Source organism: Lysinibacillus sp. NPDC047702, from assembly GCF_050272555.1.
Lineage (GTDB): Bacteria > Bacillota > Bacilli > Bacillales_A > Planococcaceae > Lysinibacillus.
This window is the reverse complement of sequence record NZ_JBNNMG010000013.1, coordinates 43,245-56,937: the sequence shown is the minus strand read 5'-3', so window position 1 is coordinate 56,937 and position 13,693 is coordinate 43,245. Positions and strand designations below refer to the sequence as shown.

Genomic DNA, 13,693 nt, shown 5'->3' with positions numbered 1-13,693 from the left:
TGTCTAAACATAAAAAACTGTCTAAACATAAAAAACGTCATTAAATATCTTTCATAACCTCAACCATCTATATAGAAGTACTTAAAACACTCTATGTAAATGTTCAAACTATCCATTTCAAAATTGGACTAGTCTGCTCGCTTACATAGGATGTTTTTTCTTTTGTAAGGAAAAAGTAAATGACTAATTCATAGGATGAAGAGGGTAATAGATCTGAAGCTGTTTAAAGTAAATGATCACAGGGTATTCAAAAAAATGTAACAGGATTTAGTTAGTGCAAGCTCGCAAAGTGTTTTTCGGAACTTTTTTATCATTATAATAATTAAACAAGAAGTTGTGAGTTTTTTCTAATCAAACTATATTCCAAAACCACAAATTATTCTGGTGGATATTTATACGTCTTTAGGTGAGTGTGATTTATCAATTTAACATCAGGCCCATAAGATATTTCATAGGTCATTCGATCCTTCCCTACAGGATTATACTGACTGCCTGTAGGTTCAATTTCAAATGTAATTTGCAATATAAAGCCACGAAAATTATTTACTCTTCTAGTTTCAATAACTTCAATTTTCCATGGAGTAACCTGAGGTGAAAAATCCTTTAAAATCTTCGGATAATAATAGCTATTCAAATCTTTTTCAATATAAGGAGTAAGCATTAGCATAAGCATATCCTGTAATCTAAGCTCGTTAGAATCCTCCGTGGGTTCAGAAAATGAAACGGTTCTTGTTTGAAAAGATGTGATTAGAGCAAGGGAGAGGATAAAAACGAGTAATATCTTTTTCATTTTCCTAAATACACCTCTATAAGATCTTTATATAATCAATTGTATTATTACCTTTATTGAAAAAAAGTATGTACTTATTGAAGTAACAGAGGGCTATAGTTAAACAAGAAATATGCTTATGATCTCCCACAATCGGGCGCATTTCTTTAATAAAGAGATGCGTATTTTTTATTAAAGGGCTATATTGTTGAATAACATTCTTTTATGAAAGTTAACTAAACAACCCCTGGGACCTATATCTTCGAGTATGATACAATTTAAATACCAAATATTAGGGAGGTTGTGCTTGGGAATGTCAAGAGAAATTATTAACGTCGTTTTACCAATGAGAACATATGATACAACTAAAATGGAATCGTGGACTAAAGAACAGTGGCAGGAATTTGTTGGTGAAGAAAAGGACCACGATGGTATACAACTGTTGTTGATAAGTGATAGCGATTTTTATCTAAAAATAACCTGTATTTACTTTAACGAAGAGACTGAAGAAATGTTTTTAAATTTTGATACACAAAATAAAATTGATAGAAATATAAATATTCAATTCGGTCAATGGCAAATTGATGACAGTATCTATAATCTATCTTCTGAAAAACTTCTGTATTTAGATAAATTTTCTGGGGTTAGAAGTTTTCAAAAATGCGTAAAGCGCTCATATTTAGAAGAATGGGACAAGACAATAATTGAAATAAAAATTTTAGATGCAGAAACAAATATAATTATTAGAGAGCTTGAATTTCAAATAATTAAGCATTATACACAGATTTTTTAGTGTTGTGCATAATTTAGTACAACAAAAATTTATAACCTATACATAGTAAAACTATAAAATGTTCCCAAAAAAAGGTTTTGGAAAACAGAAAATGCTGTTCAACAATCGGGCGCAATTCTTGAAACGAAAAAAGCCTAATTTCTCAATTTTAATACTGAGAAATTAGACTTTTTAATATTGTAATTTCCTTAACGTTGTAAATATACAGTTCCTGACACTACCTCAAGTTGGATGTGCAAAATAACTCCTAAAGTGACAGATAGAAGAAGGGGTAAGGATAAAAGCAGCCCAGCGAGAAGGAATTGCTCTTGCAAAAGAACGTGGAGCTTTCAAGGGTAAGACTAAAAAGTATCATGCTGAAGCAAAGGGCAAGGATCGTCTTATATATAACGTAGTAGTCCAATTATTAAAGCAAAAAGTCATGAATATTCATCGAGAAACCGGCCTTGCAAGGAACACTATATATTCAATAAAAAACAATTTGAATTGGAAGAAAATAATAATAATGAGTCATTGATTTTAATCTTTATGAGCACATCGATCAAGCTAGGTCCCTCAGCAGGTATAGTTTTATAAAAAAGTTTGATTAAAAATCCTGTGTTGATATGTAGGCTTTTTTCTTATTCGACAATCGGGCCATATTATTGAATAACAACCTTTTATGATATGTTTCCAAACGACGCTTTGGGAATTTAAAACACTTAAAACCCGATAAAATCCATTTATGGTATTATTAAATTAACTTTTTTAATAATATTAAATGGGGTGGAAATGTTGAAAAGATATTTTTACATAAGCATTTTATTAGGAACATTGGCTTTATCAGGTTGTATTAATGATGAAACTGATAACACAGAAGCTACAGCAGAATCGTTGGCTACTGAACGTTCCAGAACAATTAACAACGAGGCTAATACTACAAAAACAGAAGAAGTAGAACCGATTCCTTTGAACTTAACGCAAGAGCAAAAACAAGAATATTATAAAAAATATGTAGCTATCATAGAAAGAGTAAATGCAGAAAATAACGAAGGCTTTGAACTAGAGTTGGAGCCTATAACAGATCTTCTTGATGAATATTGGATTGAAATAGAAGACTTTGAACAGCTAGCAAAAAAGCGAGCTAATGCGTCAATTGTTGTTGTAGAAAATAATGAACGTTATAATCCGATGTCAGTACCGAAGACAGTAACGTTAAAAATAGGTTCCAAAGAAGCAAACATTATTTTTAAAGGTTCTTTTGATACACAATTAAACGAAAATACATCAAAGGGAAGACAACTATTTTCAGTATTTAACGGTATTTCTTCGGAAGCTGCGGACACTAATGGAAGTTGGACACAACTAGGCTATGAGGAGTCTTTAATTGATGGTAATACTGTATATAAAATTGCGGTGGGAGGAAAATACTCGCAAAGTGGTATTATTTCTTCACATATCGTAGAGATGGAATTTCATTGTGATATATATGGAGGAATTAGTTAGAAACCCTAAGTTACTATAACAGAATTTTATCGTTGTATAAATTATACAAAATAATTTCAAAAACTTTCCTAAAAGAAAGTTAGGTAACAAAACCACGCTTAAAATCCGCAAAAATAAATAGTATAATTTGAACGTTGAGTAATAGAAAGGAAATGATTGTAGATGGATTCATTTACGTTAAACGGGCTAATAGGAAGTGGCATGGGGATATTTACAGTTCTAATGTTAGCTGTGTGTCTTTATTTCATTCTTTCATATTTTGAACATTTAAAACAAGACGATAAGCGCTTGATAAAACAATCAAAAATTTTTGCTGTCATTACATTTTTTCTTGCGTTTGGAGTTCCTGCAATTTATCAAATTTACATATTTAATCAAATGATGCACTAATTGGTTTTGTTTGAAGAATTGAGCCTTAGTAATCAAAATGACTTTATAAAGAATGCAAATTTAAAACAAATAACGTTCCCAAATACAAGTTTGGAACCACACTTAAAAGCCACAAAATGAAGTTTAGTTATTCCATTGACGGGCGCATTTATTTAGGAACGCGTCTTTTTCTTTTAAAGGGCCATATTCTTTAATAAAAGCTAAGTGACATTGTAGGAATCTGGTATAATCATTATGGAGGTGAACGTTTCATATATGATAGTATTTGTGTTCATTAGTGTTTATTTAATGCCGATTTTAGCTATTATATTTTGTATAAACCTTGTAGAAATAATAAAGAAAGTAAAAAAAGAACAACCAACTACTGCTAACACAATTTGGTTAACAATATCTTTTGTATTAATTGTATGGAGCATTGCTGTTACAACCTTAGGTGAATAATAGAATCGTTTTAGCCAAAGCTATCAACAGTTCTCCCTTAAAAATAAAATTCCACAATCAGGCGCAATTCTTTAATAAAGAATGCGTTTTTTTCCATTAAAGGACCATTTAGTGGAGAAAGAATATCAAGAAAAATTGTAACCTATGTAATAAAAGTATGTTGATTGGATCCTATTTACAGAAAAAATTATAGCCGAAGCAATATATCTTTATCTTACTAAAACAGAGGGGGAAAACAAGAAGTGAAGAATGATATAAAAGAACAATATAAGAAAAATAGTTTGGCACTAAGAAATGCTAGATTATCTTCCAAACGGCGTCTATTAATAATATTTTCTATATTTATGGGATTTGCAGGAATGCTTTCTCTCATGTTCTCTGATTTCTATGAGTGGGGTGATGGAGGTGTTTCAGCAGTAACGGTGGCAGTTTGGCAACTATATACTAGCGATAAAAAGATGGTGAAAATTACTGAAAAACCATTAAAATATTTAACATTAACAAAATATGTTAACGAAAATGAGATTATAGAAACAATTAATCAGGAAAATTGGAATTACTTGAACCCCCTTTTGTTCGAGAAAAATAGGCAAAAATAAGTGTTGACGTAAAAATTGAAAATAGGCAATTCGCGATTGTACAAATTTACTTTGAAGAATAAAAACATTGTGTACTTCAACAATCGGGCGCTGTTGTTGAAAAAACCTTAGATTTTCAAACGATCTTATTGTAGTATTTTTTAGTACAGTGAACTATCTTATATCGAAAATTAAACAACTATATTTTAACCCTGGTCTAAATTTAGAATGGGGTTACTTGTTTTAGGTTATAAAAAAAATAACTTTATTGTCTTTTTACAGGAGAGCCGTCTTAGAAAGAGATGAAGAAGAAATTGAAAAGGGGATTAAGCTTTTAATCTGCAATAATAAGGGAAATCTCTACTCTGGGAAAATCCATTCAAAGTTCTATTAATGGTTAAACAAAGGGAGTAAAGTAAAGCAACTAATAGGGAGTACTAGCGAAGCTGACACCACCCACAGTTAGATAATGTCAATGTTATAATAAGTCATTAAAAACGAAATATTTCCATAACAAAACCCTATCCTTTTTTGGATTGGGTAAAATAAAGTTTTATTCAATAATCTTGCCCGTTTGCGGCAAACGCTTAACTTTGAAAGTGCCTTAACGGTATAATATTTTTAAGTATAAAGCTTGCTCTTTGCTTCACCCCTATTTTGGGTACCTCAATAAGCTCATATTCAAGTTTCTCATAAGTTCTAAACATGACTTTATAAGTTTCGACGGCTTCTTCAAAGTCCTGTTTTCTCTCATCATCAGTTTTGTATATGTCCTTCCAAGGAGGTAAAATAAATACCCTTTTGTTATATCTGTATCTTTTGACGGCAGTTTCAATTTTTTCCGAAGTAGGAATTTTTATTAAATGTGAATAGGCAAGGACATCTGGAATACCCCGATCGAAAAAAAGAGGTTGATCTAAAGGATTCGACAAGGCTGAAATATAACTTTCTATAGATTGATCCAACATTAGATCACGATAATTTGTTACATTTCCCCAAGGCAACGCATCGCCATTGGAAGAAATCTGTGTTTGAATAATTTTCCTAGCAACCTCAGGAACATATTTATGATTATTTTTTTGTAATTCATCTAATAGAGTCGTTTTACCGGCGCCAGGTCCACCTGTAATAATTATAAAGTCATTCCTTAATAAATTACTATTTTCCATTATTGAATACTCCTTAACTTTTTTTAAAATAGAGTTTCTAATCATTTAAAAATAACAGTTGTTCAATTATTGTGACTGATAACTGAAGAAAGTTGTAGAATTTTCAGCGGGTGTTCAAACACCCGCTGATAGAAGTTAAAGCTTCCAGAGTCGATTATGCCGAGGCATAATTGATTATGAAATTACTTTTTGTATCTGATCATTAATATTTACCTTACTTAATCCTCCATGGTAACAAACCACAGACTCAATGTCGAGGTCTAGGTATTTCTTCAAAGAGAGTCGGGCCTCTTTTAAATCCAGTACGGTTGGGACATGAATTCCCTCAATTATTCCGTTCACACTGTACATCGAATCCCCAGCAATCAATGTTTTACTTTGTTTCAAATAGAGGCTGATATGGCCAGGAGTATGCCCAGGAGTATGAATGATACAAATCCCTCCACAATACGGCAGTTCTTGGCTGTCAATCAAGGTATCATTCACTTTTCCCTTTGGTGGATTCTCTATGTGACCATCTTTCAAAAGAGGTAAATCCCCCTGAATATAAGGCTTATCTAGTTTGTGAGCGTATACTTTAATATTGCTTCCACACTTCTGTAATATCTCAGGAAGACTACCTATATGATCTATATCCTGATGCGTTAAAATGATAACTTTTAGCTTGTCGAACGACACCCCGACCTTCTCCATTGCCACCCGTAAATCTTCAAATTGACTAGGGAACCCAGTGTCTATTAAAACAGCCATTTCTTGATCCCATAAAAGAGTGGGATGAATAATATTTCCGTGAAATTCAAGCTGGAGCATCTCTACTCCCTTAGAAATTTCCATCACTTTAATCTCCTTTATCATTAGATTTTATCGATGTAAAAGTTTAGTTACATTAGAAAGTCGAAAGAGTAAAGCAAATTTTGTAATATATACGCGTATCACTAATTACTCATTACCAAAGCTAACCTGAAAATTAATTGGATAGCACAAACACGCTATTAACTTAGATTTGCTTCATAGAAGTTCTTGCTGTACTTCAACAATCTAATTCAATTCCGAGTTTTTCTGCTATCTTATTTATTATTAAATTTATAATTTACCAGAACAAAATTTAGCAGGTTAATTTTTAATATCCTGAAGAACAGTCTCCTTCCTCCAAAACAGCTTCCGTAATGTTTCGAAATTGACTAAAATCGTTCCTACTATAATCGTCAAAGTTCCTATACCTGTTAGCCAAGAAATATATTCATGATAGAAGGTAACACCTAGTATAACGGCAATGATTGGTGAAATATACAGCCATGTAGAAGGAAAAACAGGATTTGTCCGTGAGACAAGCCAATAATAAATGCTATGGCCAATCATTGAACCAATAATAGTTAAATAAAGTAGAGAGCCAATTGAAGCTGGGCTTAAAAGATAATCAAGCTGAATGTTCTCAGTAAAAAAAGATAAAATGATTAATAAAACCCCACCATGCATCATTTGTGCTGCATTTAAAGCAATCGGGGATGTCGTTTCAAATTTTTGGATGACATGCTTCGTATAAATCGTTCCAGATGCGTAAAAAACTTCACCCAATATAATGGCGAAACAACCAACCATCCAGAAGGGACTAATCTCAATTGAAAAACTAGGTAAGATCAAGAGCGTGACACCAATAACTCCGACTATACAACCAATGAATGATTTCCGATTTCCTTTTTGCTTCAATATGAATATCTGAATAACTATGATCATCATTGGACCTGTAGCAGATAAGACAGCTGCAATTCCTGATGTCACATACTGTTCTGCCCAATATAATGCGGCAAACGTCCCAAAGGTTAAACCTACTCCTGTAAAAAACATTTCTTTCCGAAATAAAAACCCTATTGTCGTTTTTTCTCTCCAAACCATAAAACTAAATAGTAGCAAACCAGCAATGAAAAAACGAAGTCCAGCTGATAAAAATGGAGGTACTCCTGCATCAACACCAATTTTAATCGCTAAAAATGTCGTTCCAAAAATCAAACACATAAAGAAATAATTAATAATAACCATATAAAACTCCTCCTCTTTTTCTATCATAAAAGAAGGGCAGTAGAACAGATTGAAAAAGATAGAACAGATTAGATTAGAACGTGGTACAATCGTTTTGAATAGGAGGAATCGATGTGGGCAAAGCGATTCAAAATGGAGACTATCTTTTTAAGAAAGTATATGATTATGTACTGCACAGAATAGAACGGAAAGAATGGAAAGAACATGAAAGGATTCCCTCAGTCCGGCAATTAGCAACTGCAATGAATGTTCATCGATTAACTGTCTTAAAGGCTTATCAATTATTGAAAAAGCATGACAAAGTTTATGTAAAAGATAAAGCAGGCTATTTTGTCCAATCAACTGTAACGAAAGATCTTGATCTGGACAATCCAATTGTTTCTGCATACGTACAGAAAAATCATTTATCTGAAATCCATCAATCACCTGTTTCCTATCATTTTTCTCAGGCGTTAATTGATCCAAATCTTTTGCCTAATCATTATTTTTCAGATTACGTGAAGGAAGTGTTTGACCTTTATCCAAAAGTACTTGCAACCTACTCAACTGTGCAAGGTGATTTAGAGCTACGCGAAACACTTACTCAATATTTTATCAATCAGTATAAAACTCATCTGGGTGCAGACGATCTGTTAATCACTTCTGGCTCACAGCAAGCGATTCACTTAATCGCTCAAATTTTTATTAAGCCAAGAGACGTCGTTTTATTTGAACGTCCAAGCTATAGTGCTGCGATTGATATTTTTAGAGCACAAGGAGCACAGATTATAACGGTTGATATCCATCCAGAGGGGTACGATTTAGAACAGGTTGAAACCTATATTAAACAATACAAGCCACGCCTATTTTATCTCAATCCCACATTCCATAACCCGACTGGTTATACTGTTTCTGTCGAGCAGCGCAAAAAATTAGTAGAGTTAGCTGAACAATATCGATTTCTATTAATTGAGGACGATGCCTATCACGACATATATTTTGATCATGCCCCGCCGCCACCAATTTACACATATGATACTGCTGGCACAGTCATTTATATCCGAAGCTTTTGCAAATATATTTCACCTGGTTTGCGAATTGCAGCTGTTATTTGTCAATCATCACTAATGAATTCACTGCTAACAGTAAAATCGTTAGCTGATAATGGCTCACCACTTCTCAATCAAAAAATTTTTCTCCATTACTTTTCATCACTAAGATTGCAGCAGCACTTGGAGAAAATCCGGATCGCCCTACAGATCCGAAAAGAAATCATGGAGAAAGAGCTGAAGGTAACAGATTGGAAATGGACCAGTCCAAAAGGTGGTCTTAATTTATGGGTGCAGCTTCCAGATAAAATTCCAACTGAATTATTATTAACCAAAAGTATCGAACAATCTATATCCTTTGTGCCAGGTCAAGTTTTTGATCCATTAAAACAACAATCATCCTGGATACGTTTGAGCTATTCTTACGCAAATGAAAAGCAACTAAGTGAAGGAGTAAAAAAGTTTGTTGCATTGGCGCAATCTCTAAGTGAGGGAAAAAGCTTTGATTAAAGGCTTGCAAAGCTATATCAGGCCTGCCTTCCTATTTTGCTCTGTGAAAGTTGAGTTAATAAATTACTGCTCGTTAATGTGGGATAAAATAGATTCCTTTTTAAACTTAATATAAAGACACAAAAAATCTCCTTTGAATCATAAAGTGATTTGGAATCCAACTATCACATAATTAGCTGGAGGGCACTTATTTTCTTTTGATTCATATAATCACCCTAAAAAGTAGTTTATTAATAATAAGGAAGAACTTGTTAAGTGCTAGGATATAATGTTCTGAGTGTTTACATGGCACATATTTTCCAACTTATAATTTTTTGAAAAAGTAACGGAATCGTCTGGAACTGAACCGTTTGTTGGAGTTTCAATTATAGCTCGAAAGAAGGGAATAAATCATACCTTAAACCTTTTGAGAGATGGGTTTGAATAGCTGTCAATGATGTATTTAATCTGATTCGCTAGTTTGCAGGAAGTCTGGTACTTAATGTAGATATTTTGTATTCATCATTTAAATAATTAATTTCCTAATATAATTTGATGGATTTATGCAGCTTTACGACAGGCAATTATATTGTGAAGAAAATCCCCTTGATCTAACTTTATTCGAAAACTACAATTACTTAATAAATTTTGTGATTATACAGAAATGAAAGGCTTATATTATATTCAGAAAATAAAATTGACGTGAACAATCGAGCATGTTATGTTTATTACTAATTTCATAGCAATCATTACAAGTTTGAGTGAGAAATATTTCACTTAATTAAAAGGAAAATGGGTGTAAATCCCATGCTGTCCCGCAGCTGTAAATGAGGAGTTTTGTTTCAGATACCACTAAAAGAGGTGGGAGCAAAATAATGATTCATGAGCCAGAATACCTACTTGTAAGAAGATTCATTGATGATCTACGAAAGATAGGGAGATGGATGGAGGCTCACTCATAGTAAGTTTTTCTGTCCTTATTCTTTTAGAATAAGGTTTTTTTTATGCCTTCTTTCAATCTGTCTGTAGATCCATTTTGTAACACGAACAGAGATAGGAGACAGAAAATGAGATTGACAAAGTATTTACTTCCTTTTTTGCTTGTATTAACTTTCAGCATACTTGCTGGCTGCACAAGCAATGAAAAGGAAAAAACAGCTTCTAAACAAGCAACTGACGAAAAAATGATAACGATTGGGTGGCCCTTAGATGTGGGTCCATTAAATCCCCATACATATTTACCAAATCAAATGACTGCACAAGCAATGGTCTATGAATCATTGGTTGAATATAACGATGATGGAACTGTTACGCCTAAACTAGCAGAAAGTTGGGACATCTCAGTAGATAAAACTTCTTATACTTTTCATTTAAGAGATGATGTCAAGTATTCAGATGGAACTGCTTTTAACGCAGACAATGTGATACGTAACTTTGATGCAGTATTAGCGAATCGTGATATGCATTCTTGGATGGGCATGGTTAACCATATTGTAGAGGTCGTAAAAGTGGACGAGTTTACCATTCGCTTGCAATTGGATGAACCCTATTACCCTGTCTTAAACGAGCTAGCCTTTGTAAGACCTTTCCGTTTTTTAGGGGATAATGGGTTCCCGCAAGGAGATGCAACAAAGGATTCTATCAAAGCACCTATTGGGACTGGTCCATGGGTATTAACGGACTACAAAAAGGATGAATATGCTTTATTTAGTCGAAACGAAAACTATTGGGGAGAAAAACCTCTCGTAGACCAAATAAAAGTAAAAATAATCCCTGATTCAGAATCGATTTCGTTGGCATTTGAAAACGAAGAATTAGATTTAATTTATGGTCGAGGCATTATTAGTTTAGATAACTATACGTATTTAAAAGATAGTGGCAAATATAAAACCGCTACCTCTGAACCTTTGTCTACGAAAGCACTACTGTTCAATACACATTCTGGCCCGTTAGCCGAATTAAAGGTGCGTCAAGCTATTCAATATGCCATCAATAAGGAGCAAATGGTGGACAGTATTACACATGGAACAGAAAAGGTTGCCAATACACTTTTCTGGGATGCGATACCTTATGCCAATATTAATTTAGCGCCACTTATATATAATCCTGAAAAATCGCAACAATTACTAGACGAAGCAGGATGGACACTACAAAAGGGTGAAAAAGTTCGTTCTAAAAACGGACAACCTTTATCATTAGATTTAATCTATATTGCAACAGATGCCATTCAAAAGCCAATGGCAGAATTAATGCAGGGTGAACTAGCAAAAATAGGGATACAGTTGAATTTAGAAGGCGCGGATGTAATGGTTGGTCTTCAAAAGTTAATGGATGATCAGGTTGATATTAATTTCTGGCGTACAAATGGACCACCAACAGATCCACATAGCTTTGCTAATGAATCAGCTACACCAAATGCTAGCGGTGTCTATGAAGCGAAATTAGGCTTACCAAATGCCAAAGACATTGATAACAAAATTCACCAATTATTAATTGGTACAGATGAAAAAGAGCGCGTTCAGCTTTATACGGATATTTTAACAACATTCCATGACCAAGCACTATTTTATCCTATATCTTATGAAACAAATAATGTGATTTATCATCCATATATGAAGGATTTTGCTCCACGTGCATCTGAATATGATATTCCTTATGCACAAATGGATAAAGAAAAATAAGTGAAGAAGAGAGAGTGTGTCTATCAAGGGCATCTCTCTTTTTATCATAGGATTGACTAGGAAGTGACAGCATGTACGAATCGCTATGGATGTTTTGTTTAAAAAGAATTTTCACATTGCCCTTTGTATTATTAGGCGTATCTATCCTGACCTTTGTATTTATTCGTTTCGTTCCAGTGGAGCCTGCGGAGGTTATTCTTAGATTGGCTAGAGTTGCGCCAACAACAGAGGCCATTGAGACATTACGCGAAGAGCTTGGAACAGACAAACCTTTTCTTATTCAATATCTGCTATGGGTAAAAGGCGTTTTACAGCTAGATTTTGGTACATCCTTTGTTAGTAAATTGCCTGTGGCACATGAGTTATTTGCTAAATTACCCGCAACCATTGAATTAGCTACCGCGGCATTTGTATTCATTTTAGGATTAAGTATTCCATTAGGGATCATAAGCGCACTGTATAAGCATTCCATTATCGATAAAATAATTAGTTTGTTTACCATTATGAGTGTTTCGATTCCTACATTTTGGCTAGGATTTTTATTACTCTATCTATTCAGCTTAAAACTAGGTATCTTCCCGACAAATGGAAAGGGAACACTGACTCATCTAGTTTTACCCGCACTAGCCTTAGCTTTACCCACCATTGGACTGTTCGTTCAGGTTATTCGTTCATCAATTATTGAGGAATTACAGCAGCATTATGTTCAATATGCACAACTAAGAGGATTAAAAAATTCTGTTATCCTTATACGTCATGTTTTAAGAAATGCTGTTATACCGTTGACAACATTGCTAGGGATGACACTTGGTAATTTACTAGGTGGTGCAGTAATAGTGGAGCAGGTTTTTAGTTGGCCAGGACTTGGCAGGTATTTAATAGAATCCATAATCAACAGAGATTACCCAGTTGTACAATGCTATGTATTAATTATTGCCGTTATTTACGTGCTTGTAAATTTATGTACCGATTTATTACATCGTCTATTGGATCCTCATCTGATGATGAAGGATAGGAGAAATTAAGTGAGCCTAGAACGAAAAGAACATGTACATGTTAAAAGATTATTTAGTCTATCGATACTTGTAGTCATTGGCTTACTGGGACTGTTTGCTCAAATTATAATGCCACATGACCCTTTAGCAGTAGATATATCAAAGAAATTTTTAGACCCTTCATGGGAATATCCATTAGGTACAGATCATTTAGGAAGATGTGTCTTGTCACGCATGCTTTTAGGTATTCGCTATTCTTTAGGCTCAGCTATCGTCATTCAAATGATAGCTATTTTGTTAGCTGTCTTAGTGGGTGCTTTTGTCGCACTGAAAAGAGGTCTAATAGATTTCCTATTTATTCGAATATGTGATATTTTATTAGCTTTTCCTACACTTGTACTAGCATTTGGACTTTTAGGATTATTAGGACCTAACTTAAAAAATGTGTTATTGGCACTTATTTTTACACAACTTATTTATTATTCAAGAATGATCCGAAGCTTATTTATTGGGATGAATGAAAAAGAGTTTATTCAAGCTGCTAGAATTAGTGGAACTTCAGGGATTAAATTAATCAGCCGTCATTATCTCCCCAATATTCTACCACCTATCATAACAATTGTTGCGTTAGATATAGGGAAGGTTATTTTGGAAATTGCCGGATTCTCCTTTATTGGACTTGGTGTACAGGCTCCCATCCCTGAATGGGGAATGATGGTGAATGAAGGAAAACAATACATCCGCCAGCATCCTGAATTAATGCTTTATCCTGGACTTGCCATCGCCCTTGTAGTGCTATTATTTAATCGTTTAGCCAGTAGTCTGAAGAACCAGTAAA

At 33.7% G+C, this 13,693-nt stretch carries 12 protein-coding genes and 1 riboswitch; of the genes, 8 read left to right on the top strand and 4 right to left on the bottom strand.

All coding sequences use genetic code 11. From position 1 onward, the window contains the following. Window positions 1-376 precede the first annotated feature (376 nt). Entirely contained in the window at window positions 377-790 is a 414-nt protein-coding gene (locus ACQKIM_RS09250) for a DUF3888 domain-containing protein (RefSeq protein WP_427542341.1), read from the bottom strand. Between the two features lie 292 nt (window positions 791-1,082). Here ACQKIM_RS09250 and ACQKIM_RS09245 point away from each other — a divergent pair, with 292 nt between their 5' ends. The 4 genes from ACQKIM_RS09245 (at window position 1,083) to ACQKIM_RS09230 (ending at window position 4,477) form a co-directional block, all read left to right on the top strand. Continuing rightward, on the top strand, window positions 1,083-1,562 hold the full coding sequence (locus tag ACQKIM_RS09245) for a hypothetical protein (protein ID WP_427542338.1): 480 nt from the start codon (window positions 1,083-1,085) through the stop codon (window positions 1,560-1,562). Between the two features lie 774 nt (window positions 1,563-2,336). Beyond that, window positions 2,337-3,047 carry a hypothetical protein gene (locus ACQKIM_RS09240; RefSeq protein WP_427542335.1) on the top strand — a complete coding sequence of 237 codons (711 nt, stop codon included), beginning with the start codon at window positions 2,337-2,339 and terminating at the stop codon, window positions 3,045-3,047. A 645-nt stretch (window positions 3,048-3,692) separates the two neighbouring features. Further along, window positions 3,693-3,878, top strand: coding sequence for a hypothetical protein (locus ACQKIM_RS09235; RefSeq protein ID WP_427542332.1), 186 nt, complete (start codon window positions 3,693-3,695; stop codon window positions 3,876-3,878). A gap of 242 nt (window positions 3,879-4,120) precedes the next feature. Continuing rightward, the gene (locus ACQKIM_RS09230) at window positions 4,121-4,477 is read left to right on the top strand and encodes a hypothetical protein (RefSeq protein ID WP_427542329.1); all 357 of its coding nucleotides are present in this window, start codon (window positions 4,121-4,123) and stop codon (window positions 4,475-4,477) included. A gap of 566 nt (window positions 4,478-5,043) precedes the next feature. On the opposite strand, the gene ACQKIM_RS09225 is transcribed toward ACQKIM_RS09230, so the two are convergent. The 3 genes from ACQKIM_RS09225 to ACQKIM_RS09215 form a co-directional block, all read right to left on the bottom strand. Further along, complete coding sequence (locus ACQKIM_RS09225; RefSeq protein WP_427542326.1) at window positions 5,044-5,625, bottom strand: AAA family ATPase; 582 nt, start codon at window positions 5,623-5,625, stop codon at window positions 5,044-5,046. Window positions 5,626-5,799: 174 nt separating this feature from the next. Further along, entirely contained in the window at window positions 5,800-6,459 is a 660-nt protein-coding gene (locus ACQKIM_RS09220; protein WP_427542323.1) for an MBL fold metallo-hydrolase, read from the bottom strand. A gap of 279 nt (window positions 6,460-6,738) precedes the next feature. Then, the gene (locus ACQKIM_RS09215) at window positions 6,739-7,662 is read right to left on the bottom strand and encodes a DMT family transporter (protein ID WP_427542320.1); all 924 of its coding nucleotides are present in this window, start codon (window positions 7,660-7,662) and stop codon (window positions 6,739-6,741) included. A gap of 113 nt (window positions 7,663-7,775) precedes the next feature. Between ACQKIM_RS09215 and ACQKIM_RS09210 the strand changes: the two genes are divergently transcribed. From ACQKIM_RS09210 to ACQKIM_RS09195, 4 genes are all read left to right on the top strand, one after another. Next, the gene (locus tag ACQKIM_RS09210) at window positions 7,776-9,200 is read left to right on the top strand and encodes a PLP-dependent aminotransferase family protein (protein WP_427542317.1); all 1,425 of its coding nucleotides are present in this window, start codon (window positions 7,776-7,778) and stop codon (window positions 9,198-9,200) included. A gap of 715 nt (window positions 9,201-9,915) precedes the next feature. Beyond that, a riboswitch (cobalamin riboswitch) is annotated at window positions 9,916-10,097 on the top strand. 149 nt (window positions 10,098-10,246) lie between these two features. Continuing rightward, window positions 10,247-11,860 carry a nickel ABC transporter substrate-binding protein gene (gene nikA / locus ACQKIM_RS09205; RefSeq protein ID WP_427542314.1) on the top strand — a complete coding sequence of 538 codons (1,614 nt, stop codon included), beginning with the start codon at window positions 10,247-10,249 and terminating at the stop codon, window positions 11,858-11,860. A 71-nt stretch (window positions 11,861-11,931) separates the two neighbouring features. Continuing rightward, window positions 11,932-12,885, top strand: coding sequence for a nickel ABC transporter permease (gene nikB, locus ACQKIM_RS09200; RefSeq protein WP_427542311.1), 954 nt, complete (start codon window positions 11,932-11,934; stop codon window positions 12,883-12,885). Beyond that, window positions 12,886-13,692 carry an ABC transporter permease subunit gene (locus ACQKIM_RS09195; protein WP_427542308.1) on the top strand — a complete coding sequence of 269 codons (807 nt, stop codon included), beginning with the start codon at window positions 12,886-12,888 and terminating at the stop codon, window positions 13,690-13,692. Window position 13,693: the final 1 nt, after the last annotated feature.